The sequence below is a fragment of the Altererythrobacter litoralis genome, assembly GCF_036324225.1.
Lineage (GTDB): Bacteria > Pseudomonadota > Alphaproteobacteria > Sphingomonadales > Sphingomonadaceae > Erythrobacter > Erythrobacter litoralis_A.
The window spans coordinates 147,340-172,643 of sequence record NZ_JAZDQV010000001.1; the positions used below are offsets into that span (position 1 = coordinate 147,340).

The following is a 25,304-nucleotide window of genomic DNA, read 5'->3' on the forward strand; positions in this document are numbered from 1 at the left end:
GCAGCCAGTCGCTTTGGCGCAAAATTCTTGCTGACATTTTAGGGATCGCACCCATGAAATTTTCGAAGGTCGCGCTTTCGGCGCTGGCGATTTCGCTGGCTGCCACCACCACCCCCGTTCTTGCAGACGATGCGGGCACAACGCCGTCGGCCGCTTCTACTGACGCCTATCCGTTGACGCCCGAAGGCGCCGCGGCGTGGATCGCAATGGTCGAAAAGGACCTTTTCGGCTTCTCGGTCGAGTTCGGCCATGTGTCGTGGATCAACGCGACCTACATCAACCATGACAGCGATACGCTGGCGGCGAAGTACGGCGCGATCGCCACCGAAAAATCGGTTGCCTATGCCAATGAAGCGGCGCGCTATGCCCGCGTCAAAGGGCTCGACCCGGAAGTTGCGCGCAAGCTCGACATCCTGCGCAACGGCATCGTCATGCCCGCCCCGGTGCGTGAAGACGCGGCGACCGAACTGAACGAAATCGCCACCAAGCTGGGCTCGATGTACGGCAAGGGCCGCGGCACGCTCAACGGCCAGGAAATCAACGGCTCCGACATCGAAGCCGAAATGGGCAATCTCGACCGCACTCCGGCCGAGCTGGCCGAAATGTGGGCCAGCTGGCACGATAATGTCGGTGCGCCGATGCGCGATGACTACACCCGCATGATCTCGATAGCCAATGATGGCGCGAAGGACCTCGGCTTTGCCGATCTGGGTGCGATGTGGCGTTCGAACTACGACATGGACCCTGACCAGTTCGCCGCCGAGACCGAGCGGATGTGGCAGGAAGTGAAGCCGCTTTACGTCGCGCTGCACACCTATGTCCGCTCGAAGCTGAACGAGAAGTACGGCGATGCGGTCCAACCCGCGAAGGGTCCGATCCGCGCCGACCTGCTTGGCAATATGTGGGCGCAGGAATGGGGCAACATCTACCCGCTCGTCGCGCCTGAAGGCGCGGGCGACATCGGCTATGACCTGACCGATTTGATCGCGCAGAAGGGCCTCAGCGAAACCGACATGGTGCGCGTGGGCGAACAGTTCTTCTCCTCGCTCGGCTTTGCTCCGCTGCCGGAAACCTTCTGGGAACGCAGCCAGTTCGTGAAGCCGCGCGACCGCGAAGTCATCTGCCACGCCAGCGCATGGGACATCGACAATGTCGAGGACCTGCGGATCAAGATGTGCATCAAGCCCAAGGCAGATGACTTCATCACCATCCACCACGAGCTTGGCCACAATTACTACCAGCGCGCCTACAACAAGCAGGACTACCTCTACCTCAACGGCGCGAATGACGGCTTCCACGAAGCGATCGGCGACATGATCGCGCTGTCGATCACGCCCGAATACCTCGTGCAGATCGGCATGCTCGACAAGAACGATGTGCCGAGCGCCGACAAGGACATCGGCTTGCTCCTCCGCCAGGCGATGGACAAGGTTGCCTTCCTGCCGTTCGGCCTGCTGGTCGACCGCTATCGCTGGAGCCTGTTCGACGGCTCTGTGCAGCCGGGCGATTATAATGAGGCATGGACCAAGTTGCGCCGCGACTACCAGGGGATCGTGCCTCCGGTCGAACGTCGCCCCGATGCCTTCGATCCGGGCGCGAAATATCACGTCCCGGGCAATGTTCCCTATACCCGCTATTTCCTCGCGCGGATCCTGCAGTTCCAGTTCTACAAGGCCGCATGCGACCAGGCGGGCTGGAAGGGCCCGCTGCACCGTTGCAGCTTCTACGGCAATGAGGAAGTCGGCAAGAACCTCAACGCGATGCTCGAAATGGGCGCATCCAAGCCCTGGCCTGATGCCCTCGAAGCCTTCACCGGCGAGCGGCAGATCAGCGGCAAGGCGATGATGGAATATTTCGCTCCGCTGATGAAGTGGCTCGACAAGCAGAACAAGGGCAAGCCGAAGGGCTGGTAAGCGCCCGCGACAATTGAAAACCCCCGCCGCAAGCGCTGCGGCGGGGGTTCCATACCGCCACGGGGGCGGGCCGCTGACTGGAGCTCAGTTGGCGCTGAAGGGCACCGAAGAGTGGTGCAGATTGATCTTCAGATTGCCCTCGCCGTCACGAATGTAGCCGAAGGTGTATTCCACCTTGGTGTCATTGCCGTCGGTGTCGGTGAAATAGTAATTGCCCATCGCCATGGCGCTGTCGCCATCGGTCACGGTGCCTTCGTTTTCCCAGCGGACATTGGTCCAGGGCTTGATCGCAAAGCCCTTGTCCTCGGTGCCTTCGGTGCCGATGAAATAGCTCAGCGCTTCATCGAACGTACCGCGGAACTGGTCTTCGGCGGCCAGCGTGGGCTTGAACAGCACGTCCTTGCCGTCTTCATAGGCATAGAACTTGTTGATGTGTTCTTCGGCGGCGGCCTTCACGTCGCCACCGTCGGTGAACACCTTGCCGATGTTGACGATACCTTCGCCCCATGCCTGCTGGGCGGCGGCAACTTCTTCCAAAGTGATCGGCGCGACTGCGGTTTCAGTGGTTTCAGCGGAATCGGTAGCGGTTTCGCCGCAAGCCGCGAGCGCCAGGCTGGCGGCTGCGATTGCGGGAAGCATCACATTCTTGCGCATTGAATACTCCAACGAATTCGTCCGCCCCTTCAGTGGGAACGGCGATTGATGAACAAGGGTGACGCTGGGTGAGCGGCGGCCATGTGCCGGACCGTAACTCGACCAGAGCCGATACGGTCCGACATCGCGTGCATTTTCATGTTGCACGCCAGAGGGGCCCGGCCCGTGCTGCTGAAACTTCGCATCGAGTGATCGGTTCCGGTTTCAGATGAAATTATATTATCGGCAGGCGAAAGCCCTTTGGCGCGTGGCCAAGCTTGCAGTAAGGCGGCGCAAATACCGACGCGATACAAGCGGGAGAGAATGCGTGAAGCAAGTGATCGGCATTGCCTGTGCAACCCTTGCGCTGTCCGCCTGCGCGTCAACGAATGGCGGGACCTATGGTGCGGCGACAGGCGCAAGCGCCACGCATGGCACATTGTTCGTCGCCAACAAGCGCGGGAATTCGCTGTCGCTGATCGACCTTGCTAGTGGCACCGAGACCAAGCGCGTCGAAAGCTGCGCCAACCCGCATGAATTGGCGACTTCGCCCGACGGCCAGCACGTCGCGCTTGCCTGCTATGGCGGCACGAGTGTCGACATATTCCGCACTTCCGACCTTGGCCGGGTTGCCAGCATCAATCTTGGCGAGAATGCCCGCCCGCACGGGATCGTGTGGCATGCCAATGGCGACCTCTATTCGACCGCCGAGGGGCGGCAGTCGGTCTTCTGGATCCGCGATCCGCTGGGCAAGGGCGAGACTTTCGAGTTCGGAACCGGCAAGCGCGGCAGCCATATGCTCGCGGTCGCTCCCGACGGACGTACTGCATGGACCACCGACCTCGGCTCGAAGACGGTCACGCGCGTGGACCTGCTCACCCGCCGCGCACCGATCTCGGTGACGGTTGGCGAGGAACCCGAAGGGATCGCGCTCGCGCCGGATGGTTCGACCCTGTGGGTTTCCGCCCGCGAATCCGACAAGGCTTTCGCGCTAGATCCCGTGACGATGGAAGTCCGACATGAAGTTGCGACCGGTCGCTTCCCGCTGCGCATCGCAGTGCGCCCGCAGGGCGATTTCGCGGTCACCGGCGATCTCGAGGATGGCGGACTGTCGGTCATCGACACGCGGACCGCCACGCTTGTCCGCAGCATCGCCTTGTCCGGTGCTGGCGAAGCCGCAACCCGCCAGCAGGTCACGATCATCTGGTCGGACGATGGCAAGCGGATCTACGCTGCCGAAACCGGCACCGACACCGTTGCCGAAGTCGATTTTGCTAGCGGCAAGGTGCTGCGCCGGCTTTCGACGGGCGAGGGTGGCGACGGCATGGCCATCCTGGGCGCACGCTGAGTGGCGACAGCCAAGTCACCTCCGGCACTGGTCGGTTGGCGGGAAATGGTCGGCTTGCCCGACCTCGCTTCCGTGCGGATCCCGGCCAAGATCGACACCGGCGCGCGCACATCCTCGCTCCATGCCACCGATATCGAGCGGTTCGACCGCGACGGGCAGCGCTGGGTCCGCTTCCTGCTCGACCTGGGGCAGGGGCGTAACGAGGCGGTAACCTGCGAAGTGCCAAGGGCCGACCGGCGCATCATCACCAGTTCGAACGGCGAAGCGCAGGATCGCTTCATCATCCGGACGCGGCTGGTGCTGGGCGATTATGCTTTCCGGGCCGAGTTCAGCCTGGCTGACCGGTCCGACATGAAATTCCCGATCCTGATCGGCCGGACGGCGCTGAAAAGCCGCTTCCTGGTCGATCCGGGCCGGTCCTATCTCCAATCTACCCGGCAAGAGCGCAAGCTGTTGAAGAGCCAAGGATAGACAGATGAAGATCGCCATGCTGGCCCGCAATCCCGGGCTCTATTCGCACAAGCGGCTGGTCGAGGCGGCGGAGGCGCGCGGCCATACTATCGATGTGCTCAACACGCTGCGCTGCACGGTGAACATCGCCAGCCATCGCCCCACCGTGACCTATAATGGCGAGACGCTGGCGCGCTACGACGCGGTCATTCCGCGTATCGGGGCCTCGATCACGCATTACGGCCTGGCGGTGCTGCGCCAGTTCGAGATGGGCGGGGTGTGGCCGCTCAATGAAAGCGTGGCGATCGGGCGCAGCCGCGACAAGCTGCGTTCGATGCAGATACTGGCAAAGCACGGCATCGGGCTTCCGCTCACCGCCTATGCCAACGATCCCAAGCAGGCGGAGGAGATCATCAAGGCGGTGAAGGGACCGCCGGTGGTGATCAAGCTGCTTGAGGGCACGCAGGGGATCGGCGTGGTGCTGGCCGAGACGATGTCCAGCGCCAAATCGGTGATCGAGGCCTTCCGCGGCGCCAATGTGAACATATTGGTGCAGGAGTTCATCAAGGAAGCCGGCGGCACGGATATTCGCGCGCTGGTGGTCGGCGGCAAGGTGGTTGCGGCGATGAAACGTAGCGGCGCGCCCGACGAGTTCCGTTCGAACCTGCATCGCGGCGGCAGCGCCGAAGTTATCAAGATCACTCCCGAGGAACGCTCCACCGCAGTGCGCGCGGCACGCTGGATGGGCCTCAACGTCTGCGGGGTCGACATGCTGCGGTCAAATCACGGCCCGGTGATCATGGAGGTCAACTCCTCGCCCGGCCTCGAAGGGATCGAAGTGGCGACCGGCAAGGACGTGGCCGGGATGATCATCAAGTTCATCGAAGAGAACGCCAGGGCTGGGAAGACCAAGACGAAGGGCAAGGGATAGACGCCGGGCCTCCGGGCCTTCCCCCAACCGATGCGACACATGCGACAGGGTCTTAGAGAGAAAAACCTTCCTCCCGGATTTTACCGAAAAGGCTGGCTTGAGCGACGATACAACGATGGCAAAGAACAGAGTGTTCTTGCCAGAACGCGGCGCTGTAGGAAAACCGGAATGGCGGCTGGCGACCTAAAACTCTTCATCCCCGCGTTCGGCCACCGGCTGTGCTTTGCAACCATGGGGATGACGAAGGTGGGCAAGTGTCTGCGAACTACCCGACTACAGGTGCTGGGCCGAACCGTTTCTCTTGCGCTTTGATGCACCGCTCCAAATCGGCTAGGCTCGTATTCGAGTTGGGGGCCGAGCTATGCTCACAATATTCCTGATCGTGATTGGGCTGGTGCCGATTGTCGGCGTTCTCGGCATTTGCGCGCTTGTGTACTGGCTGAGTGCCGATTTCGCAGACGAACAGTCCCAGAACGATCGCATGCAGGGCGGCCAGTCCGTCTTCAGGCGTTTCTTTCGATGGCTGAACAAGCCCACGCAGAGGCTCGACTACCGGCGGGATAAACTGGGGCGCTTTCGCAAGGTTCGGCGCGGCTGAGAAGCTTTCCGCCTACACCCGCTTTTTACCCGATTCCCGCCACTACGCGTTGCGCGCCATCAACCCGCCATCGACCGGGATCACTGCGCCATGGCGGTCGAGTCCAAAGGGCGCGCGGTGGAGGACTAGTGCAAGCTATCTCTTGCTGATCACGGGCGGCGCACTAACGGCGTCGCAGGTATCAGGGAGAGGCATAATGAAGTCGAAGCTCGTATCGGCGATCAAGATGATTTTGGCAGTCGCATTTGCAGGAGCAACGCCAGCGGCCGCGCAAGAAGAACCCAAGGGATCCGTCGAACCAAACGAAATCTATGTCGACTTGAGGAACCTGGCCCTTGAAGTGGATGCTGCGCAGATCGGGCTGGAGCAATCCGGGTCAAAGGAACCCTTGGGTATCGTCATGGACATGCCCAGGGGAAGGGCGACGGCGACCATGGTGGCATTCGCATCCGGAGATGCGAGCCTTTATTTCTCCACGGGTGGCGGCATCATCGGTGCGGGAGCGGCGTCACCAGAGGTCGCAGCCGCTGCCAGGCAGTTCGTGGCCACTGCAGAATCCCATGTCGAAGCGATGGAGTTGGTTTCCGACTATCCTCTCCCGGCGGAAGGCGAGATGACCTTCTATGTAACGACGCCCGCTGGAGTTTTTGGCACGGCAAGGCCGGAGCAGGCACTCGTTGAAGGGAACGATCCATTTTCGCCCTTGTTCTACGCCGGACAGGTACTGTTGACCATGATTCGGTTGGCGCAACAATAACTGTTGGCCCGTTCGCACAGTTTGTGCGGACAGCGCTCGACTACGCGTTGCGCGCCATCAACCCGCCATCGACCGGGATCACTGCGCCGGTGATATAGCTCGCGGCGGGCAGCACCAGTGACAGGGTGATGTGCGCCACTTCCTCGGGCTCGCCATAGCGCCTCAGCGCGGTGCGGCGCTTGGCGAAGATCGCCTTGTGCTCCTCCGGTACCTTGTCGGTCATCGCGGTGCGGATCGGGCCGGGGCAGATGCAATTGACCGTGATGCCTTCGGGGCCGAGATCGACCGCCAGCCCGCGCGTGAGCCCCGTCACCCCCGTTTTGGCGGCGACATAGGGCGTATCGCCCGGCGTAGCGCCAAGGCCTTCGGTCGAGGCGATGTTGACGATGCGCGCGGCGTCGCTCTGGCGCAGCCAGGGCAGGGCGGCGCGGACCATGCGCTGCTGCGCGGTCAGCATCACCGCCAGCGCGCGGTGCCAGATGTCTTCATAAGCCTCGTCATCCAGTGCGCAGAAGCTCGAGACCCCGGCATTGTTGACGAGAATATCGATCGCGCCGAAATCCTGCGCGACCTGTGCGACCACGCGCTTGATCGCTTCGGCATCTGCAACGTCGAGAGCGTAGGGCCGCGCATTGAGCCCGCATTCGCGCGCCACCGCTTCGCAGGCGGCAAGGTTAAGGTCGGTCACAGCCACTTTCGCGCCTTCGCTGGCCAGCAGCTTGGCGGTCGCCTTGCCCATGCCACTGGCAGCGCCGGTGACGATGGCGACGCGGCCCGCGACGGAGCGCGATAGTGCCGTGTGGTCGCTCACCTGAACGGCGGCTCGTTAAAGGCGCGCAGCTTGCGCGAGTGCAAACGGTCACCCTCGTCGCGAAGTTTCCTGCAAGCGACGATCCCCATCTGGAGGTGAGCTGCGATCGCTTCCTCATAGAACTGGTTTGCCTGACCCGGCAGCTTGATCTCGCCATGGAGCGGCTTGTCGCTGACGCACAGCAGCGTGCCATACGGCACACGGAAGCGATAACCCTGCGCGGCGATGGTCGCGCTTTCCATGTCGATCGCGATCGCGCGGCTTTGGGAGAAGCGCTTGGCGCTTAGCGAATAGAGCAATTCCCAATTGCGATCGTCGGTCGTGACGACCGTGCCGGTGCGCATCCGCTGCTTGAGGTTGGCGCCCTGCGTTCCCGAAACTTCCTCGGCGGCCCCGGCCAGTGCCTGCTGCACTTCGGCGATCGGCGGGATTGGGATTTCCGGCGGCAACACACCATCGAGCACATGATCGTCGCGCAGATAGGCGTGAGCGAGCACGAAGTCACCGATCCGCTGGGTCGAGCGCAAGCCGCCGCAATGCCCGATCATCAGCCATGAGTGCGGGCGCAGCACGGCCAGATGGTCGCAGATCGTCTTGGCGTTCGAAGGGCCGACGCCGATATTGACCAGCGTGATCCCGCTCTTGTCTGCGCGGGTGAGGTGATATGCGGGCATCTGGTGCTTGCGCCATGCCGTGTCCGAAAGCTGCGCGCGCCCGTCAGTCGTCCGTTCGCTGATGTCGAGCCCGCCTGCACCGGTCAGCGAAAGGTAATTGTCGGTGCCAACCTGCTGGGCCGCCCAGTCAACGAATTCATCGACATAGCGATGATAGTTGGTGAACAGGATGAAGTCCTGGAAGTCTTCCGGCCGTGTGCCGGTATAGTGCGCGAGGCGCGCCAGCGAATAATCGGTCCGCAGCCCGTCGAACAGCGAGAGCGGCATGGGAAGGTTGGGCCTGAGGTCGCTCCCGTCCGCCAGCTCGTCCCCGATCAGCGCAAGGTCGGTCGAGGGGAAATGCTTCGCCAGTTCCTGCGGGGCAATGCCCGCCATAAGCGCGCCCGCTTCACCGTCGAGCACATAGGGGAAGGGGATTTCCTGGCGCGAGGGCGAGACTTCGAGACGCACGTCATGGTCACGGGTGATCAGCTCAAGCTGTTCCTTCAGATATTCTTCGAACAGCGCCGGGCGGGTGATGGTGGTGGCGTAGACGCCTTGCTCCTCGAGCCGCCCGAAAGCGCGCGTGCGATCGCTTGGAGTGCCTTTGCCCGAATAATGGACCCGCAGTTCGGGATAGGCATAGCTGCCGTCATTGCGCTTGCGATCGGGCGGAATTGCGCCTGAGCGAGCATATTCGAGCACGTCTTCGCGCAGCGTAGCCACTGCGGTGTCGTAGATCGCGGAAATTTCTTCAATGATTCTGGAAAAGGTCTGCATGAGCGGCGTCTAACGATTTCGCGCAACATTTCAAGGACAGGGCATGCGGCAGTCCTTGCCAACGGGCGCGCATGGCGCGATCAATGCTGCGGATTGGATCGAGCAGGGAGGAATGGATGGCACGCAGGGTTATCGAGGTCGCGGGACTGGTTGCATTGGCTTGCGCAGGGCTCGCGCCGGCACATGCGGAGGACAAGGCTCAGGCCGGCTCGATCGACGATCTGGCGCCGCAGATCGATGCGATCTTCGCCCAGGCCAAGGCGGATGCCCATATTCCGGGGCTGGTCTACGGGATCGTCAAGGATGGCGAACTGGTGCTGTTCAGGTCCATGGGCGACCGCGACATCGGCACGGCACAAGTCGATCCGATCACGGCGGACACCCGTTTCCGCATCGCTTCGATGTCGAAGGCGTTCACCGCCGCGGCGATCCTGAAGCTGCGCGACGAAGGCAAGTTCGCCTTGAGCGATCCCGCGGTGAAATATGTTCCGGAGATGGCGCATTGGAGGAAGCCGACTGCCGACGCCCCCGAGATCACCATTGGCGACCTGCTGCACCACTCCGGCGGCTTGGTGGAGGACAACCCGTGGGGCGACCGCCAGCAATATCTTCCGGAAGAGGCGTTCAGCCAGATGATCGCGAGCGGCATGGATTTCGCGACTACGCCCGGCATTCGCTACGAATATTCGAACTATGGCTTCGCCTTGCTCGGGCGGATCGTGAGCAATGTGTCGGGGCGCCGCTATCAGGATTATATCCGCGAAGAGATCATGCTGCCGCTGGGCATGACCAGCACCGGCTATGACGTTCTGCAGAGCCCGAAGGAAAGCCGCGCCATCGGCTATCGCTGGGAAAACAACGGGTTCCGCCGCGAGCCGGACATGCCCGATGGCGCGTTCGGGGCGATGGGCGGGGTCGAGACGACCGCGAACGATTATGCCAAATGGATGGCCTTCCTGCTTTCGGCATGGCCGCCTTCGGATGCTCCGGAAACGGGGCCGCTGCGCCGTTCATCGGTCCGCGAGATGGTCAAATGGGTGACCATGCGGCAGGGCATGATGAGGCCCGCCGAACTGGGGCCGCCGTGCCGGATAGGGCAGGGTTATGGCATGGGGCTGGTGGTTTACGACGATTGCGACCTTGGCCGGGTGGTGCAGCACAATGGCGGCTATCCGGGCTATGGCTCCACCATGCAGTTCATCCCCGATGCGGGGATCGGCATGTTTTCATTCAACGCGCGGACCTATTTCAGCAATTCTGGCGGAGTGCGGCAGGCGCTGCACCTGCTGCGCAACAACGGGCTCGCTCCGGATCGCGCGATCGCAGTCTCGCCCGGTCTTGCGACAGCATATGGTTTCGCTCGTGCGGCGTGGGCAAGCGGCGAGCCTGAGTCTGCGCCGCTGGCAGTGAACGTGGCGCTTGACCGGGACATCGCGGATCGCCGGGCGGACCTCGCCGCGCTCAAGCGGGATGTCGGCGCATGCGACACTTCGGCTGCCATCAGCCCGATTTCGGCGATGGAAGGCACTTTCGAGTGGAGCTGCGAGCGCGGCACAGTGGCGGGCAGGGTGCAGCGTGCCCCGATTACGTCGATGGAGCTGCAGGTTCTCGATTTCAGGCGCAAGCCCGAATAACGCGCTGAGCTGAACGAGAAGGGGCGCGGCCTTGCGGTCGCGCCCCTTGTTTCTGGCGTTAGCCTGAAGAAGAGCCTCAGGCTTCGTCTTCGCTGCGCTCTTCCAGCAGTTCGGCCGGGATTTCGCCGGGTTCGAGATTCGGCTCGATGCGGGTTTCCGCAGCGGCTTCCTCGATCTCGCGCTGTTCGTCTTCGAACATCTGCGCGAGCACGTCGACGCCCTGGCTCTGCAGTTCGGCTTCGTCGTCGCTGCGAGCGACATTGGCCTTCACCGTCACGTGAACTTCGGGGTGCAGCGCGATGGTGACGTCGTGCATGCCGATCGTCTTGATCGGGCTGCCCATGATCACCTGCTTCTTGTCAACCGTGTGGCCCTGTTGGGCCAGGCCGGAAACGATGTCACGGACGCTGACCGAGCCGTAAAGCTGGCCGGCATTCGACGAAGCGCGGATCAGCACCACTTCGGCGCCAGCGACCTTTTCGCCCTGCTTCTCGGCCACAACGCGCTTCTCGGCGTTTTCGGCTTCGAGACGTTCGCGATTGGCTTCGAACACCTTCTTGTTCGCTTCATTGGCGCGCAGCGCCTTCTTCTGCGGGAGCAGGAAGTTGCGGGCGTAGCCGTCCTTGACGGTCACGACATCGCCGATCGTGCCCAGCTTCTCGATACGTTCGAGGAGGATGATATCCATGTCTCTTCTCCTCTTACTTCACGATGTAGGGCAGCAAGCCGATGTGGCGAGCGCGCTTGATCGCCTTGGCGAGGTCGCGCTGCTTCTTGGCCGAAACTGCGGTGATACGCGACGGCACGATCTTGCCACGCTCGGACATGAAGCCCTGCAGCAGACGTACGTCCTTATAGTCGATCTTCGGCGCGTTCTTGGCTGCGAACGGGCACGACTTGCGGCGGCGGAAAAACGGGCGGGCCATCAGTCACGCTCCTCACGGTCAGTGCGACGCTTGCGCTCGCGATCCTGCTTGCGCATCATCACCGACGGGCCGTCTTCGTGCTCGTCGACGCGGATCGTCATATAGCGGATGACGTCTTCGTTGATACGGGTCTGGCGTTCGAGCTCTTCGACCACCGAGCCGGGGGCTTCGATGTTGAGCAGCACGAAATGCGCCTTGCGATTGCGATCGATCTTGTACGCGAGCGACTTGAGACCCCAAGTCTCGGTCTTGGTGACCTTGCCGCTGTTGGATTCGATGATTTCGGTGGCTTGCGCCGCGAGCGCGTCAACCTGGGCCTGGCTAAGGTCCTGACGCGCCAAGAATACATGCTCGTAAAGCGGCATGTGCTTGGTCCTTTCACTTCCTGCCGATCGCTGACCGTTCCGCGCGGATCGCGGGGGCCCCTCCGGCTTTCTTCGTACCCCAATTGCAGGTGTTCCGGCGCAAGGGATGCGCGCACATAGCGGGATTGGTGCAGAATGCAAGGCCAATGCGGGGCTTGCGTGGCGCCGCGGGCGAGGGCAGTGCTGCGCGAACAACAGCAATGGAGATGCGCGGTGCCCGGCGGATTGATGGCCCTGCTTGACGATGTGTCGGTAATCGCGCGCGCCGCAGCCGCATCGATCGACGATGTCAGCGTGGCAGCCGGCAAGGCCGGCACCAAGGCGGCGGGCGTCGTGATCGACGATGCCGCGGTTACCCCGGGCTATGTCACCGGCCTCAGCCCGGCGCGCGAACTGCCGATCATCTGGAACATCACCAAAGGTAGCCTCAGGAACAAGCTGCTGGTCCTGCTGCCGGGCGCGCTGCTGCTCAGTTGGCTGCTGCCGCAGGCGATCATCTTCTTGCTGATGCTGGGCGGTTGCTATTTGAGCTATGAAGGCGCGGAGAAGGTGCTGGAGAAGTTTGGCGAGCCCAAGCACGGGCAGACCTTGCAGGATCCGATCGAAGATCTGGCCGAGTTCGAGAAAGACCGGATCAAGGGCGCGATCCGCACCGACATGATCCTTTCCGCGGAGATCATGGCGATCTCGCTGAACGAGATTGCGACGATTTCAGACAGTTTCTGGATCCGTGCCGCTGCGCTGGCGGCGGTCGGCATCGCGATCACCTTCGCGGTCTATGGCGCGGTCGCGCTGATCGTGAAGATGGACGATGTCGGGCTGCACCTTGCCGAGCGCGACAACGGGCTGGCGAAGCGCGTCGGGCGAATGCTGCTCCATGCCATGCCGCGCCTGCTTGTTGCGCTTTCGGCGATCGGCACAGTGGCAATGCTCTGGGTCGGCGGCGGGATCATCCTGCACGGGCTTGAGGAGATCGGGCTCCACGCGCCTACAGACTGGGCGCACGGCGTGCAGCACGCGGTTGAGCATGCCACCGGCGCCTTGTCGGGCGTGCCGGGCTGGGCGAGCTATGCCGGAATTTCCGCGCTGTTTGGCCTGGTATTGGGCGGAATCATCGTGTTCGTGCTGCACCATGTGTTGAAGCTCGGCGCGCATGCGGAGGCGCATTGAAATGAACGCACGCCCGATCCTTTACACCTGCGCTCGTTCGCGCGGCTTGCGCGCCACCTGGGCGGCGGAGGAAGCCGGGGTTGATATCGATCTCAAGATATTGCCGTTCCCGCCGCGTTACCTTGCGCCAGAATATCTCGAGCTGAACCCGCTTGGCACTGTACCCATGCTGGTCGATGGCCCAGAAGACGGTGGCGCGCGGATGACCGAAAGCTGCGCCATCGCGCACTACCTCGCGTCGAAAGGCGGTCCAAGCGAGTTGGTAATTGCACCGGGAGAGCCCGATTACGCCGCCTATTGCGACTTCACCTATCACGCCGACGCGACGATCACTTTCCCGCAGACGGTCTATATGCGCTTCGCCCTGTTCGAGAAGGAGCGCGGGCTGGAGGAAGCCGGGCATGCCTATGCCAAGTGGTTCTGGAAGCGGCTGGTCAAGCTGGAGCAAAGGCTTGAGGACCGCGAGTTTCTCTGCGCCGATCGCTTCACCGTCGCGGATATTTGCTGCGGCTTTGCACTGATATTGGCGGAGAGTGTGGGGCTGGACGAGGGCGTGCCCGATAGCCTCAAGGCCTATCGCTCTCGGCTGACCGGGCGCGAAGCCTACCGGCGAGCCGTGGCGCGCGAGGATGCCGGCCTCAAGGCGCTGCAAGCGGGAGGCTAGTTACGAAAGCCTATCCAGGATGGACTTCGCAAAACCCGTCAGAGTGTCATCGCGCGCGCCCATCACCACGATCCTGTCGCCCGGCTGAGCCAGTTCCACGATCCGGTCGCCGCAATCCTCTCGTGAGGGGACATATTCCGCAATGCCGCGAGCCTCGGCGATCATGGCGATGATCCGCTCGGTCCCTTCGCTGCGGTCGACCGTGCCGCCGAAATAGACCGGGTCGCACATGATTGTGATGTCGCCTGCGCCCAGCTCGCGCGCAAAGGTTTCCGCCAGTTCATGGCCCATTTGCCTCAGCGGCCCGTAGCCATGCGGCTGGAAGAAAGCGATCACCCGGCCGGGCGATGCCTTGAGCGTGCGCAGCGTCGCGGCGCATTTTTCGGGGTTGTGGCCGAAATCGTCGATCACGGTGATGCCGCCCGGCGAGGTTCCGACGATGTCGAAGCGCCGCGCAAGCCCCGCAAAACTCGCCAGCGCCTCTACCGCGACGCTCACCGGCACACCAGCGCAGGCCGCGCCCGCAATCGCCGCGAGCGCGTTCGAAAGATTGTGCCTGCCCGGCATGCCCAGCACCAGCGCGTGCTCGCTGCCATCGTGCCGGTCGATCACCGTGGCGGCCTGGTGCACCGGCCCGCTGGCTATGCTTCCCGGAACGATCCCGATCTGCGCCTTTGGCTGCTCGATCCCGAAAGTGACCACTTCCTTCGCATGGGGGAGCTGGGCCAGCGCCTCCGCATCGTCGGCATTAATCGCGGCAATCCGGCTGCGCCCAAGGTAGTCGGCGAATAGCTGGCGCAATTCGTCCATGCTCTTGTGATCGAGGCTGACATTCAGCAGCACGCCCACCGCCGGGCGATAAAGCGCGATCGAGCCGTCGCTCTCATCCACTTCGCTGACGAAGATGCTGCGCGAACCGACCACGGCGCTGGCGATCGGGCGATCCGGCGTGACGAAGTTCTTCATCACCGCCCCGTTCATGATGGTGGGCTCGCGCCCCGCATATTGCATGATCCAGCCCAGCATGCCGGTGACGGTCGACTTGCCGCTGGTTCCGGCGACAGCAATTCCGGCGCCGCTGGTGTTGAACAGGATCGAATTCAGCTCTGCCCGGGTGAGCTTTAGGCAGCCAAGTTCCGTCGCACGAACCATCTCGGGCACGGTCTCTTCGACTGCAGCGGATGCGACGAGGATCTGGTCTTTCGAGGTGATCCCGCTGCCATCCTGCGGGAAAAGTGTGAAAGCCTGCGCTTGAAGCGCGGCGAACTTCTCCGGCGTGCGGCCCTGGTCGTTGGAGCGGTCCGACCCGCTGACGCTTGCTCCGCGCCCGGCCAGGATCTGCGCAAGCGGCAGCATGCCCGATCCGCCGATGCCGCAAAAGAAGAAAGGACGGGCCAGCAATTCGTCATAGGTGGGGAATTCGCTCATGCGCGCTCGGTATTGAGTTGTGCGTTGGAGCACAAGGCGGCTAATTGGGGCCATGACACGTATTGCCGTCTCCGCCCCCGCCACCCCGATCACGCGCGAGCAGGCCGATGCCGCGCAACAGCTCGTGGCTGACGAGTTCCCCGAACACAGCATCACCTTCCACGATCAGTGCTTCATGAATGCGGGGCACTTCGCCGGGACCGATATTCAGCGGCTGGAAGCGCTTGTCGAACTTGCCAACGATCCTGCCTTCGACGCGATTTGGTTCGCCAAGGGCGGCTATGGCTCGAACCGGATCGCCGAAGCTGCGGTGGCGCGCATGAACCATGTTGCGCGGTCGAAAACCTATGTCGGCTATTCCGACATCGGATACCTGCTCGCCGCACTTTATCGCAATGGCATCGGCCAGCCGGTGCATGGTTCGATGCCGGTCAGCGCACGTTCGGAGCGCGGTCGAGAGGCTTTGCGCCGCGTGCTGCGCTGGTTTTCGGGCGATGGCAGCGGGCTCGAGCCCAGCCTCGATGGCAAAACGCCCGCTGTGGCGTTCAACCTCATCACGCTGGCGATGATTGCGAACACGCCGCTCATGCCTGACCTTTCCGGCCATATCGTGATGGTCGAGGAAGTCAGCGAGCATATCTATTCGGTCGACCGGCTGTTCTTCCACCTTGCCAATGTGCTGCCGCGCGTCGCCGGCCTGCGACTCGGCAGTGTTACCGATGTGCCCGAGAACGACCGTGAATTCGGCCAGTCGGTGGAGGATATCGCGAAGTTCTGGTGCGCGCGCGCCGGCATACCCTACCTCGGCCGGGCCGAGATCGGCCACACGCCAGAGAACAGGATTGTTCCCTTCGGCCTTGCGAGTCCGTCGACCGCTGGCTAACCGCGCGGCTCCAAAGAGGAGAATTCAATGCGGGCATTCATCTTTCCCGGGCAGGGTAGCCAGAAAGTCGGCATGGGGGCTGAATTGGCCGATGCCAGCGCCGCTGCACGCGCGGTGTTGCAGGAAGTCGACGATGCGCTGTCGCAGAAGCTTTCGGCAATCATGCGCGACGGGCCGGAAGACCAGCTGACCCTGACCGAGAACGCCCAGCCCGCGATCATGGCCAATGCCATCGCCACTCTGCGCGTTCTGGAACAGGATTTCGGCGTTTCGCTCGCTGCAAAGGGCACTTGCGTCGCGGGGCATTCGCTTGGCGAATATTCGGCGCTTTGCGCGGTCGGCGCTTTCTCCCTGGCGGACACTGCGCGCTTGCTGAAGCTGCGCGGGCAGGCGATGCAGGCGGCGGTGCCGGTGGGCGAGGGTGCCATGGCGGCGCTGCTCGGGGCCGATATCGACAAGGCGAGCGCGCTGGCTGCCGCGGCGGCGCAAGGCGAAGTCTGCGAAGTCGCCAATGACAATGACCCGTCGCAGGTGGTGATTTCAGGCCAGAGGAGCGCGATCGAGCGCGCCGTCGAACTGGTGAAGGATCATGGCATCAAGCGCGGCGTATTGCTGCCAGTGTCGGCTCCGTTCCATTGTTCGCTTATGCAGCCCGCGGCCGATCACATGGCCGAAGCGCTGGCAGCGACGCCGCCGGGGCAATTTGCCCTGCCGGTCTATGCCAATGTCACCGCCGCGCGCGTGACCGATCCGGCCGAGGAGCAGCGCCTGCTGGTCGAACAGGTCACCGGCCGGGTGCGCTGGCGTGAAAGCGTGCTGGCGATGTTCGGAGACGGCATCGAACATTTCGTTGAGCTGGGCGGCAAGGTGCTGTGCCCGATGGTCGGCCGCATTGCGCCCGAAGCGAGCACTACCAGCCTCGTAACCATGGAAGATATCGAGAATTTCGCGAAGGAGATCGGCTGATGTTCTCACTCAAGGGGATGAATGCGCTGGTCACCGGCGCAAGTGGCGGGATCGGCTCGTCGATCAGCAAGGCGCTGGCGGCCCAGGGTGCGCGGCTCGCGATTTCGGGCTCGAACAGCGCCAAGCTGCGGGCCTTCCGTGAGGAACTCAACGACAGCTTCGCGCATGACAATGGCGCGCATGTCGAGATCACCTGCGATCTGTCCAACACCACTCAGGTCGAGGAACTGATCCCCGCCACGGTCGACACGCTGGGCGGCATCGACATCCTCGTCAACAACGCTGGCATCACGCGTGACAATCTTGCGATGCGCATGAAGGACGAAGAGTGGGAAGATGTGATCCGCATCAACCTCGAATCGACCTTCCGCCTGATGCGCGCAGCGGCGCGGCCGATGATGAAGAACCGTTTCGGCCGCATCGTCTCGATCACCAGCGTGGTCGGAGCGACCGGCAATCCGGGCCAGATGAACTATGCCGCGGCCAAGGCAGGCATTGTCGGCATGACCAAGAGCTTCGCACAGGAAGTGGCAAGCCGCGGGATCACCGCCAATTGTGTGGCGCCGGGCTTCATTCGCACCGCAATGACCGACCAATTGCCCGACGCGCAGAAGGACGCGCTCAATGCGCGTATCCCGATGGGCCGCATGGGCGAAGGCGAAGATATCGGTGCCGCCGTCGCTTTCCTTGCAAGCCGCGAAGCCAGCTACATCACCGGCGCGACGCTGCATGTGAACGGCGGCATGGCGATGCTCTGACCCGCTGCGGCAAGCTGCATGGCGAAAATTGCTGCGTTTTCCCCAAGGAATCGGGGAAGGGACGGGCCCGAACTTGCCGCTACTGCCGCTTGCGCTAAGGTCTAAAGCCACATTCCGGCGCTGTGGGGCGATTCCGGCCCCGAGCGCGCACCAAAGGGGATTGAGAAGGACCTATGAAGGCCACAATCGAACGCGCGACGCTGCTGCGCTGCCTGTCACACGTTCAGTCGGTGGTGGAGCGGCGCAACACCATTCCGATCCTCTCCAACGTGCTGATTGATGCCAGCGATGGCGGCACCCTACGGGTCATGGCGACCGACCTCGACCTTCAGGTGGTCGAGAACATGGCGGCCGCTTCGGTTGAGCAGCCGGGCGCCATCACTGTGTCGGCGCACCTGCTGTTCGACATCGCCCGCAAGCTTCCCGAAGGCAGCCAGGTCAGCCTCGAGACTGCGGACAACCGCATGGACGTGAAGGCCGGGCGCAGCCGCTTCAAGCTGCCGACCTTGCCGCGAGACGATTTCCCGGTGATCGTCGAAGGCGACCTGCCGACCAGCTTCGAACTGCCTGCCAAGCAGCTCGCCGAACTGATCGACCGCACGCGCTTCGCGATTTCGACCGAGGAAACCCGTTATTACCTCAACGGCATCTTCCTGCATGTGACTGATGACGACACGCCGGTGCTGAAGGCTGCCGCGACCGACGGCCACCGCCTTGCGCGCTTCACCCTGCCGCGCCCCGATGGCGCAGAGGGCATGCCCGACGTGATCGTGCCCCGCAAAGCCGTGGCCGAACTGCGCAAGCTGCTGGAAGAATCGATGGACGGGAACGTCCAGGTTGACCTTTCGGCCAGCAAGATCCGCTTCACGCTGGGCGGCGAAGGCGGCGTGGTTCTCACCAGCAAGCTGATCGACGGGACCTTCCCCGATTACAGCCGCGTGATCCCGACCGCCAACGACAAGCTGCTCAAGCTCGATCCCAAGAGCTTCTATGAAGGCGTGGACCGCGTGGCGACAATCGCCACCGAAAAGACCCGTGCGGTGAAGATGAGCCTCGAAGCGGACAAGGTGACGCTTTCGGTCACTTCGCCCGACAACGGTACGGCAGCCGAAGAACTGGCTGCGGATTACAATTCGGGAGACCTCGAGATCGGGTTCAACGCCAATTACCTCAAGGACATCCTTAGCCAGATCGACAGCGACATGGTGGAATTGCACCTTGCCGATGCCGGTGCGCCGACGCTGATCCGCAAGGATGAGAAGAGCCCGGCGCTCTACGTGCTGATGCCAATGCGCGTCTAGGCCATCCGGCCTGACCGGATGGCATTGCCGTGATAGCGGTGCTAGGCAGCTTTCAAGGGAGAGCCGCCGATGACCGTTCAGCAAGTCCATGTCCGCCGCGATGATCTGAGCAAGGCCGAAATGGCCTCGATCGAGCCGGGGCCGCTCGCCGATGGCGCGGTGCGGCTCGCGGTAGAGAGTTTCTCCGTCACTTCGAACAACATCACCTATGCGGTGGTGGGCGAGATGGTTGGCTATTGGAACTTCTTCCCGGCCCCCTCAGGCCTCGGCATCGTGCCGATGTGGGGGCATGCGCGCGTGATCGAAAGCAAATGCCCCGACATCGCAGTGGGGGAACGCGTCTATGGCTATCTGCCGATGGGGACGCAGCTTGATGTGATCCCCGGCAAGATCTCGGCCAGCGGCTTCACCGACATGACCGATTATCGCCAGCCGATGAGCCCGATCTATAACCAGTATGCGCGGCTCGCCGCCGATCCCGAGCATGATCCGGCGCATGAGGCGGAGCGGATGATCTTCGGCCCGCTGTTCAAGACCGGCTTCCTGATCGAGTATTTCATGCGCGGGCAGGACTGGTTCGGCGCTTCGCAAGTGATCCTCACCAGCGCCTCGTCGAAGACCGCGATGGGGCTTGCCAGCGTTGCCAGGCAGAATTCGCCGGGGATCAAGCGCATCGGGCTGACCTCCGCAGGGAATGTGGACTTCGTGAAGGGCACCGGGCTCTATGACGAAGTCGTGGCCTATGGCGACCTTGGCTCGATCGCAAAGGCGCCCAGCGTCTCGGTCGATTTCGCGGGCAATGCGGGATTGCTCCGGCAGATCCATGAATATCTTGGCGACAGCCTCAAATACTCCTGCCTCGTCGGCGTGACCCATATCGATGAGCGCGGCGGGATTGGCTCGCAGACCGACTTGCCGGGGCCGCCCCCGACGCTGTTCTTCGCGCCGGATCACGCGGTGGCGCTGTTCAAGGAACTGGGGCCGCAAGAGGCGGGCAAGCGCATGGCCGCGGCCTGGCACGGCTTCCTTTCAAGCGTTGCAGGGTCGGTCGCGGTCGAGCGCCACCACGGGCTTGAGGCCGCGCGCCAGACCTATCTCGATATGGTTGGCGGTCAGGTCGATCCCGCCAAGGGGATCGTGATCGAACCCTAGATATCGACGCAGATCTTGCCGAAATGCTTGTTCGCCGCCTGGTGGCGGAAAGCATCGGCAAGGCGCTCAAGCGGGAAGTGATCGGAAATCACCGGCCTGATCCCGTTGGCTTCGATACCTGCAATCATGTCCAGCTGCTGTGCCCGGCTTCCCACGGTCAGACCCTGCACGCGCAGGTTCTTGGCCATCAGCAGGGCGGTCTGCACCGGCCCGGCGAAGCCCGCCAGCACGCCGATCAATGCGACATGGCCACCCACCCGGGTTGCCACCATCGACTGGTCGAGCGTGCCCGCTCCGCCGATCTCCACAACGCAGTCGACACCCTTGCCACCGGTCAGTTCCAGCGCCTTGACGCCCCAGGCCTGGATTTCCTTGTAGTTGATCAGGTGATCCGCCCCGAGGTCTTTCAGCCTTTCGAGCTTCTCGCCGGACGAGCTGGTTGCGATCACAGTCGCCCCGGCCGCCTTGGCGAATTGCAGGGCGAAGATCGAAACCCCGCCGCTGCCTTGTACCAGCACGGTGTCGCCGGGCTTGATTGCATTGTCGACGAACAAGGCGCGCCATGCAGTGAGCCCAGCGCAGGTCAGCGTAGCGGCCTCCGCATGGCTGTAGCCCTTGGGGACACGCGTGAACCAGTGGGTGGGGGCTGTGACCGCCTGCCGCGCATATCCGTCGATCCCGTCGCCGGGAACTCGGGTAAAGGCGGTCTGCGGCGGGCCTCCATCCAGCCAATCGGGGAAGAAGGTGCTGACGACGGCGTCGCCGACCTTGTACTCTGTCACTCCAGCGCCAACCGCCACGACTTCGCCGGCGCCGTCCGACATCGGGATGCGCCCCAGCGCGGACGGGATCATGCCCACTACGACGGCATAGTCGTGATAGTTGAGCGAGCTGGCCTTGAGCGCGACTTTGATCTCGCCGGGGCCGGGCGCCGACGCATCGTCCAGTTCGACCAGTTCAAGCGCTTCGAGCGTAGAGGGCGTCGCGCCCGTGCGGATCGCCTTCATTCGGCTGCCTCAGCCAGTTCTGCCCGTTGCGGCCCGCGGATCAGCCCGCCGGGCGTTTCGCCGGTCCATTGGCCTTCGCGGAAGGTGACCTTGCCGTTCTTGATCGTGGCGACATAGCCGTCGGCTTTCTGCAGCAGGCGTTTGCCGCCTGCGGGCAGGTCGAAAGCGAGCCAGGGCTTGCCGAGCTTGAGCCGATTCATGTCGATCACGTTGATGTCGGCGAGATAGCCCGGTGCGATCACGCCGCGATCGTCGAGGCCATAGAGCCGCGCGGTATCGCTGCACTGTCGCTTGATTGCATTCTCAAGGGTGATCGTCCCGCGCTTGCGGTCGCGCACCCAGTGCTGGAGCATGAAGGTGGGCGAAGCTGCGTCGCAGATCGTGCCGCAATGCGCCCCGCCGTCGCTCAGCGAATTGACCGTGTCGTCCGACTGCTGGAGCGCTTCGAGGAAGTCCAGATTGCCGTCCGCATAGTTGAGGATCGGCAGGTAGATGAAGCCCTTGCCATCGTCGCGGCAAAGCAGGTCATAGGCGTATTCGTCGCCCGAAACGCCCGCTGCTGCCGCACGCGCGGCGATGCTTTCTTCCGCAGTCGGTTCGTAATTGAAGTCCGGATCCATTTCGAACTGCATCGGCCAGCCGCCGCAAACGACCATGATCAGCCCGATGATGTCCTGGTTGACCTCGGAGAAATCGCTCTCTTCCGACAGCAGCTGCGCCTTGAAGGCGGGGTCGAGCAATTTCGCTTTCTGCTCTTCCCAAGGCAGGTCGGCGATGGCCTGGTAGCTGGGGCGCAGGCGGAACGGATGGACCGTGCCCTGCCATGCCATCACGATGCCGTTTCCGCGCAGCGCGATCTGCGCGACGATGTTCGCGCCATTGTCGTTCTCGGCCCGCATGCATTCGATCTGCTCGTCGAGCGGCATTTCCTTGGCGATTGACTGGAGCGCGGCGAAAGTCACCGGCAGGCCGGTTTCGCGGCTCATCTTGCCCATCCAGCCGAACTCGTCCCATTCGCGGCGCATGTCGCTCGCCATTTCGAACACGCCATAGCCTACGCGGCCCATGGCGCGGCCCATTTCGACCAGTTCTTCGGCAGTGGCAGTGGTGCCGGGCACGACTTCACCGTCGATATCGCGGTGAAGCACGGTGCGGCTGGTCGAGAAGCCAAGCGCGCCGGCGCGCACACCATCCTCGACGATCGCGGCCATCTTGGCGATGTCATCCTCGGTCGGGATTGCGCCGGGACGTTCGCGGTCACCCAGCACATAGGCGCGCACCGCGCCATGCGGGACATGGGTGCCGACATCGACCGTGCGTGGCAATTCGTCGAGCGCATCGAGATACTCCGGGAACGTCTCCCAGTTCCACTTCAGCCCTTCGGCGAGCGCGGTGCCGGGAATATCCTCGACGCCTTCCATCAGCCCGATCAGCCATTCGTGCTTGTCCGGAGCGGCGGGCGCGAAGCCGACGCCGCAATTGCCCATGATGACGGTGGTCACGCCGTGCCAGCTCGACGGGGCCATTTCCTGGTCCCACGTGGCCTGGCCGTCGTAATGGGTGTGGACGTCGACGAAGCCGGGGGTCACGATCATGCCCGTGGCATCGATTTCCTCGGCCGCATTGCCGCGCACTTCGCCAACTTGCGCGATCAGGCCGTCCTTCACTGCAATGTCACCGACGGCGCGCTCCGCGCCGCTACCATCCACGATTGTGCCGCCGCGAATGATCAGATCGAATGCCGACATCTCGTTCTCTCCCATTTCCAATTGCAACTTACATAGCACAGCTGCGTGCAGCTTGCTAAGCTGGCAAGATGGACAGGCATGCAAGCTGGCAACCCGCGCCGGATAGCGGGATCACGATCAAATGGATCGAGGCGAACGGGCTGACTTTCGAAGTCGCCGAGGCGGGGCAGGGTGACCGGCTGGCACTGTGCCTCCACGGCTTTCCCGAACTGCACTACAGCTGGCGACACCAAATGCCGCTGCTCGCGCAGCTGGGCTATCGCGTGTGGGCGCCCAATATGCGCGGATATGGCGGCACCAGCCGGCCAAAGCGCAAGAAGGACTACCGGCTCGACAATCTTACCGCCGATGTTGCTGCCCTGATCGATGCCAGCGGTGCGAAGGAAGTGACCTTGCTGGCGCACGACTGGGGGGCGCTGGTGGCATGGCAATTCGCCATCCAGCAGGTCCGCCCGCTGACGCGGCTCGTGATCATGAATGTCCCGCACCCGCTCTGCGGGCGGCGCGAGCTCAAGCATTGGCGCCAGTTGAAGAAGAGCTGGTACATGTTCTTCTTCCAGCTTCCGCGCTTGCCCGAAAGGATGCTCGGGCGAGATGACGCTCAACCGATCAGCCGGATTTTCCGCGAATCGGCGGTCAACAAAGACCGCTTCACGCGCGAAGAGGCGGAACCCTATCGCGCTGCGGCGGCGCAACCCGGCGCGTTGACCGCCATGGTCAATTACTATCGCGCGCTGTTCCAGACGCGCGACGGGCTGAGGCTGGGTGACGGCATCGTCCATGTGCCCACGCTGGTGATCTGGGGCGAGCAGGACCTGGCAATCGATATCCATGTGCTTGACGGGATGGACCAATATGTCCCCGATCTCACCGTCCGCCGGTTTCCGAATGCCTCGCATTGGGTTCAGCAGGACATTCCCGATGAAGTGAACGCGGCGCTGAAGGAGTGGCTCGCCTAGCTCCGCGCGGGCATTCGGACGAAGAACAGCGCTGTAAGGCCGATTGCGAACAGGATCGCGATCGATGCCATCCCGATCCGCTGGTCGTTGAACCACAGCGTAAAATACTCGACCAGCAGCGGGCCCATCCACACTGTGATCGTGCCTGCGATGGCATACAGCCCGAAGAACTCGCCGCTGCGGCCCTCGGGTGCGAGTGTCACCAGCATGGTGCGGCTCGACGAAATGCTGGCGGTGGCGGCGATCGCAACCACGCTGATCAGGCCCAGGAATGTCAGGTCGGACAACGTCTTGAAGACCAGACCGTCCCAGATCTGCCGGTTTTCAACCAGGCCGAAGAACAGCGAGTCCCGCGTGATCGAAAGCTGGCTCACTTGCGCCATCACCATAGCCACGATCTCGACGATCAACGCACGCTTCACTCCGATCCGTATGTCGAGCCAGCCACCCAGCAGGCCTCCGCCGAATGCGCAGGCCGATGCGAAGATCGCGTAGCACAGCATTTCCAGGAAGCCCCAGCCTAGGAACAGCGCGACATAGACCGCGCCAAGCGCGAGCAGGGCAGCCATCGCGTCGGCATAGAACATGCGGGCGACAAGGAACTTCATCAGCTCGCGATAATGCGAGGCCTCGCGAAAGGTGCGGATCACGCTGCGGGCACCTTCGACGAAGGCTGCGCGCCAGCTTGCACCTTTCTGGCCCGGATCCTGCGCATTGAGGAAGAATGGTATCGAAAAGCAGGCGAGCCAGACCGCACATATCGGCCCGGCGATCCGCATATGCTCGAACGACGCTATGTCGATGCCGAATTGCGGCTCTGCAAAGGGCCATCCGATCATGCTGGGGAGCACGAAGAACATGACCAGACCCACGAAGATCAGCGTCGCGGCGAGGTTCCCGAGGCCAAGCCCGAGCCCCGATATCATCGAGAGGCTCCTCGGTGCGCCCGCCACCGACAGCATCGCGTTATGGGTCACTTCGGAATAGGTGTAGCTGACATAGGCGATCACCAGCAGCGCCATGATTGCCGGGACCGGCAGCCCCTGTCCGCCCGGCATCGCAAACCACAGCAGGGCCGAGCATAGGGTGATCGAGCCCAATGTGATGGCGAGGATCGGCTTGAGTCGGCCCCCACGGTCTAGCGCGGCCCCAAGGAATGGCGCCGTGAGTGCGGCGATCATCCCGGCCCATTTCGTTACCGAGGCTATCGTTGCCTGGCCCTGTGCGTTGGCGGTTGCGCGAGCGGCTTCCGGCGCCATTCCATCGAGCGAGCCGCTTGCGAGCAGGTCGGCCCCGATGATGTCGCGCGCGAAATAAGGCGCGAAAATGTAGATGACGATCAGGATGTAATAGGGGTTGCGGGCCCATTCGAAGACGGCCCATGCAAATCCGGTGCGCCCCATCGGGCCACCCGTACCCATAATCGGCCGGCGCGGAGCCGCTGCGGAACTTGCCATCTCGGCTCCCTC

The 25,304-nt window shown here is 63.0% G+C and carries 25 protein-coding genes; 15 read left to right on the top strand and 10 right to left on the bottom strand.

What is annotated here, in order from left to right:
* Positions 1 to 53 precede the first annotated feature (53 nt).
* Positions 54 to 1,913, top strand: a complete 1,860-nt coding sequence (locus VRS74_RS00755; RefSeq protein WP_354143322.1) for a M2 family metallopeptidase — start codon at positions 54 to 56, stop codon at positions 1,911 to 1,913.
* An 84-nt stretch (positions 1,914 to 1,997) separates the two neighbouring features.
* On the opposite strand, the gene VRS74_RS00760 is transcribed toward VRS74_RS00755, so the two are convergent.
* Entirely contained in the window at positions 1,998 to 2,567 is a 570-nt protein-coding gene (locus tag VRS74_RS00760; RefSeq protein ID WP_354143323.1) for a metal-independent carbonic anhydrase family protein, read from the bottom strand.
* 307 nt (positions 2,568 to 2,874) lie between these two features.
* Here VRS74_RS00760 and VRS74_RS00765 point away from each other — a divergent pair, with 307 nt between their 5' ends.
* From VRS74_RS00765 to VRS74_RS00785, 5 genes are all read left to right on the top strand, one after another.
* Entirely contained in the window at positions 2,875 to 3,894 is a 1,020-nt protein-coding gene (locus VRS74_RS00765) for a YncE family protein (RefSeq protein ID WP_354143324.1), read from the top strand.
* Positions 3,895 to 4,365, top strand: coding sequence for an ATP-dependent zinc protease family protein (locus VRS74_RS00770; RefSeq protein ID WP_354143325.1), 471 nt, complete (start codon positions 3,895 to 3,897; stop codon positions 4,363 to 4,365).
* A 4-nt stretch (positions 4,366 to 4,369) separates the two neighbouring features.
* The gene (gene rimK, locus VRS74_RS00775; RefSeq protein ID WP_354143326.1) at positions 4,370 to 5,275 is read left to right on the top strand and encodes a 30S ribosomal protein S6--L-glutamate ligase; all 906 of its coding nucleotides are present in this window, start codon (positions 4,370 to 4,372) and stop codon (positions 5,273 to 5,275) included.
* 361 nt (positions 5,276 to 5,636) lie between these two features.
* Positions 5,637 to 5,873 carry a hypothetical protein gene (locus VRS74_RS00780; protein ID WP_354143327.1) on the top strand — a complete coding sequence of 79 codons (237 nt, stop codon included), beginning with the start codon at positions 5,637 to 5,639 and terminating at the stop codon, positions 5,871 to 5,873.
* Between the two features lie 196 nt (positions 5,874 to 6,069).
* Positions 6,070 to 6,630: a hypothetical protein gene (locus VRS74_RS00785; protein WP_354143328.1), complete on the top strand. Its 561-nt coding sequence runs from the start codon at positions 6,070 to 6,072 to the stop codon at positions 6,628 to 6,630.
* Positions 6,631 to 6,670: 40 nt separating this feature from the next.
* Here the strand turns inward: VRS74_RS00785 and VRS74_RS00790 are convergent, their stop codons facing one another.
* Positions 6,671 to 7,441: an SDR family NAD(P)-dependent oxidoreductase gene (locus tag VRS74_RS00790; protein WP_354143329.1), complete on the bottom strand. Its 771-nt coding sequence runs from the start codon at positions 7,439 to 7,441 to the stop codon at positions 6,671 to 6,673.
* Complete coding sequence (locus tag VRS74_RS00795) at positions 7,438 to 8,874, bottom strand: AMP nucleosidase (RefSeq protein ID WP_354143330.1); 1,437 nt, start codon at positions 8,872 to 8,874, stop codon at positions 7,438 to 7,440. The genes VRS74_RS00790 and VRS74_RS00795 overlap by 4 nt, the downstream gene beginning before the upstream one ends.
* Before the next feature lie 116 nt (positions 8,875 to 8,990).
* Here VRS74_RS00795 and VRS74_RS00800 point away from each other — a divergent pair, with 116 nt between their 5' ends.
* Complete coding sequence (locus VRS74_RS00800; protein ID WP_354143331.1) at positions 8,991 to 10,508, top strand: serine hydrolase domain-containing protein; 1,518 nt, start codon at positions 8,991 to 8,993, stop codon at positions 10,506 to 10,508.
* A 76-nt stretch (positions 10,509 to 10,584) separates the two neighbouring features.
* Here the strand turns inward: VRS74_RS00800 and rplI are convergent, their stop codons facing one another.
* Genes rplI through rpsF form a run of 3 tightly spaced genes read right to left on the bottom strand, consistent with a single transcriptional unit; the run spans position 10,585 to position 11,799 of the window.
* Positions 10,585 to 11,196, bottom strand: coding sequence for a 50S ribosomal protein L9 (gene rplI / locus VRS74_RS00805; protein ID WP_354143332.1), 612 nt, complete (start codon positions 11,194 to 11,196; stop codon positions 10,585 to 10,587).
* Between the two features lie 13 nt (positions 11,197 to 11,209).
* Positions 11,210 to 11,434, bottom strand: a complete 225-nt coding sequence (gene rpsR / locus VRS74_RS00810; RefSeq protein WP_354143333.1) for a 30S ribosomal protein S18 — start codon at positions 11,432 to 11,434, stop codon at positions 11,210 to 11,212.
* A complete protein-coding gene (gene rpsF, locus VRS74_RS00815; protein WP_354143334.1) occupies positions 11,434 to 11,799 on the bottom strand; it encodes a 30S ribosomal protein S6 in 366 nt (121 codons plus the stop codon). The genes rpsR and rpsF overlap by 1 nt, the downstream gene beginning before the upstream one ends.
* Before the next feature lie 213 nt (positions 11,800 to 12,012).
* Here rpsF and VRS74_RS00820 point away from each other — a divergent pair, with 213 nt between their 5' ends.
* Both VRS74_RS00820 and VRS74_RS00825 read left to right on the top strand, forming a co-directional pair.
* Entirely contained in the window at positions 12,013 to 12,969 is a 957-nt protein-coding gene (locus tag VRS74_RS00820; RefSeq protein ID WP_354143550.1) for a DUF808 domain-containing protein, read from the top strand.
* Between the two features lies 1 nt (position 12,970).
* Entirely contained in the window at positions 12,971 to 13,633 is a 663-nt protein-coding gene (locus tag VRS74_RS00825; RefSeq protein ID WP_354143335.1) for a glutathione S-transferase family protein, read from the top strand.
* Here the strand turns inward: VRS74_RS00825 and VRS74_RS00830 are convergent, their stop codons facing one another.
* Entirely contained in the window at positions 13,634 to 15,061 is a 1,428-nt protein-coding gene (locus tag VRS74_RS00830) for a glutamate ligase domain-containing protein (protein ID WP_354143336.1), read from the bottom strand.
* A gap of 52 nt (positions 15,062 to 15,113) precedes the next feature.
* Here VRS74_RS00830 and VRS74_RS00835 point away from each other — a divergent pair, with 52 nt between their 5' ends.
* The 5 genes from VRS74_RS00835 (at position 15,114) to VRS74_RS00855 (ending at position 20,121) form a co-directional block, all read left to right on the top strand.
* Complete coding sequence (locus VRS74_RS00835) at positions 15,114 to 15,944, top strand: LD-carboxypeptidase (RefSeq protein ID WP_354143337.1); 831 nt, start codon at positions 15,114 to 15,116, stop codon at positions 15,942 to 15,944.
* A 27-nt stretch (positions 15,945 to 15,971) separates the two neighbouring features.
* Positions 15,972 to 16,910, top strand: a complete 939-nt coding sequence (fabD, locus tag VRS74_RS00840) for an ACP S-malonyltransferase (protein WP_354143338.1) — start codon at positions 15,972 to 15,974, stop codon at positions 16,908 to 16,910.
* Entirely contained in the window at positions 16,910 to 17,668 is a 759-nt protein-coding gene (gene fabG, locus VRS74_RS00845) for a 3-oxoacyl-[acyl-carrier-protein] reductase (protein WP_354143339.1), read from the top strand. Before fabD ends, fabG begins: the two co-directional genes overlap by 1 nt.
* 173 nt (positions 17,669 to 17,841) lie before the next feature.
* Positions 17,842 to 18,969: a DNA polymerase III subunit beta gene (gene dnaN, locus VRS74_RS00850; protein WP_354143340.1), complete on the top strand. Its 1,128-nt coding sequence runs from the start codon at positions 17,842 to 17,844 to the stop codon at positions 18,967 to 18,969.
* Positions 18,970 to 19,038: 69 nt separating this feature from the next.
* On the top strand, positions 19,039 to 20,121 hold the full coding sequence (locus tag VRS74_RS00855) for a DUF2855 family protein (protein ID WP_354143341.1): 1,083 nt from the start codon (positions 19,039 to 19,041) through the stop codon (positions 20,119 to 20,121).
* Here the strand turns inward: VRS74_RS00855 and VRS74_RS00860 are convergent.
* Together VRS74_RS00860 and VRS74_RS00865 are read right to left on the bottom strand one after the other, a co-directional pair.
* A complete protein-coding gene (locus tag VRS74_RS00860) occupies positions 20,118 to 21,128 on the bottom strand; it encodes a zinc-dependent alcohol dehydrogenase family protein (RefSeq protein ID WP_354143342.1) in 1,011 nt (336 codons plus the stop codon). The genes VRS74_RS00855 and VRS74_RS00860 overlap by 4 nt on opposite strands.
* Complete coding sequence (locus VRS74_RS00865) at positions 21,125 to 22,876, bottom strand: N-acyl-D-amino-acid deacylase family protein (protein ID WP_354143343.1); 1,752 nt, start codon at positions 22,874 to 22,876, stop codon at positions 21,125 to 21,127. The genes VRS74_RS00860 and VRS74_RS00865 overlap by 4 nt, the downstream gene beginning before the upstream one ends.
* Before the next feature lie 68 nt (positions 22,877 to 22,944).
* Here VRS74_RS00865 and VRS74_RS00870 point away from each other — a divergent pair, with 68 nt between their 5' ends.
* Positions 22,945 to 23,835, top strand: a complete 891-nt coding sequence (locus VRS74_RS00870; RefSeq protein WP_354143344.1) for an alpha/beta fold hydrolase — start codon at positions 22,945 to 22,947, stop codon at positions 23,833 to 23,835.
* Here VRS74_RS00870 and VRS74_RS00875 read toward each other — a convergent pair.
* On the bottom strand, positions 23,832 to 25,256 hold the full coding sequence (locus tag VRS74_RS00875) for an MFS transporter (RefSeq protein WP_354143345.1): 1,425 nt from the start codon (positions 25,254 to 25,256) through the stop codon (positions 23,832 to 23,834). The two genes, VRS74_RS00870 and VRS74_RS00875, sit on opposite strands and share 4 nt — an antisense overlap.
* Positions 25,257 to 25,304 lie beyond the last annotated feature (48 nt).

Bases quoted from the DNA above. Each gene is read 5' to 3' on its own strand.
- fabG (WP_354143339.1), top strand. From the start codon at position 16,910: ATGTTCTCACTCAAGGGGATGAATGCGCTGGTCACCGGCGCAAGTGGC.
- rplI (WP_354143332.1), bottom strand. From the start codon at position 11,196: ATGGATATCATCCTCCTCGAACGTATCGAGAAGCTGGGCACGATCGGC.
- VRS74_RS00755 (WP_354143322.1), top strand. From the start codon at position 54: ATGAAATTTTCGAAGGTCGCGCTTTCGGCGCTGGCGATTTCGCTGGCT.
- VRS74_RS00875 (WP_354143345.1), bottom strand. From the start codon at position 25,256: ATGGGTACGGGTGGCCCGATGGGGCGCACCGGATTTGCATGGGCCGTC.
- VRS74_RS00870 (WP_354143344.1), top strand. From the start codon at position 22,945: ATGGACAGGCATGCAAGCTGGCAACCCGCGCCGGATAGCGGGATCACG.
- VRS74_RS00800 (WP_354143331.1), top strand. From the start codon at position 8,991: ATGGCACGCAGGGTTATCGAGGTCGCGGGACTGGTTGCATTGGCTTGC.
- VRS74_RS00795 (WP_354143330.1), bottom strand. From the start codon at position 8,874: ATGCAGACCTTTTCCAGAATCATTGAAGAAATTTCCGCGATCTACGAC.
- VRS74_RS00830 (WP_354143336.1), bottom strand. From the start codon at position 15,061: ATGAGCGAATTCCCCACCTATGACGAATTGCTGGCCCGTCCTTTCTTC.
- VRS74_RS00760 (WP_354143323.1), bottom strand. From the start codon at position 2,567: ATGCGCAAGAATGTGATGCTTCCCGCAATCGCAGCCGCCAGCCTGGCG.
- VRS74_RS00855 (WP_354143341.1), top strand. From the start codon at position 19,039: ATGACCGTTCAGCAAGTCCATGTCCGCCGCGATGATCTGAGCAAGGCC.
- VRS74_RS00825 (WP_354143335.1), top strand. From the start codon at position 12,971: ATGAACGCACGCCCGATCCTTTACACCTGCGCTCGTTCGCGCGGCTTG.
- VRS74_RS00780 (WP_354143327.1), top strand. From the start codon at position 5,637: ATGCTCACAATATTCCTGATCGTGATTGGGCTGGTGCCGATTGTCGGC.
- fabD (WP_354143338.1), top strand. From the start codon at position 15,972: ATGCGGGCATTCATCTTTCCCGGGCAGGGTAGCCAGAAAGTCGGCATG.
- rimK (WP_354143326.1), top strand. From the start codon at position 4,370: ATGAAGATCGCCATGCTGGCCCGCAATCCCGGGCTCTATTCGCACAAG.
- VRS74_RS00865 (WP_354143343.1), bottom strand. From the start codon at position 22,876: ATGTCGGCATTCGATCTGATCATTCGCGGCGGCACAATCGTGGATGGT.
- VRS74_RS00785 (WP_354143328.1), top strand. From the start codon at position 6,070: ATGAAGTCGAAGCTCGTATCGGCGATCAAGATGATTTTGGCAGTCGCA.
- VRS74_RS00835 (WP_354143337.1), top strand. From the start codon at position 15,114: ATGACACGTATTGCCGTCTCCGCCCCCGCCACCCCGATCACGCGCGAG.
- rpsF (WP_354143334.1), bottom strand. From the start codon at position 11,799: ATGCCGCTTTACGAGCATGTATTCTTGGCGCGTCAGGACCTTAGCCAG.
- rpsR (WP_354143333.1), bottom strand. From the start codon at position 11,434: ATGGCCCGCCCGTTTTTCCGCCGCCGCAAGTCGTGCCCGTTCGCAGCC.
- dnaN (WP_354143340.1), top strand. From the start codon at position 17,842: ATGAAGGCCACAATCGAACGCGCGACGCTGCTGCGCTGCCTGTCACAC.
- VRS74_RS00860 (WP_354143342.1), bottom strand. From the start codon at position 21,128: ATGAAGGCGATCCGCACGGGCGCGACGCCCTCTACGCTCGAAGCGCTT.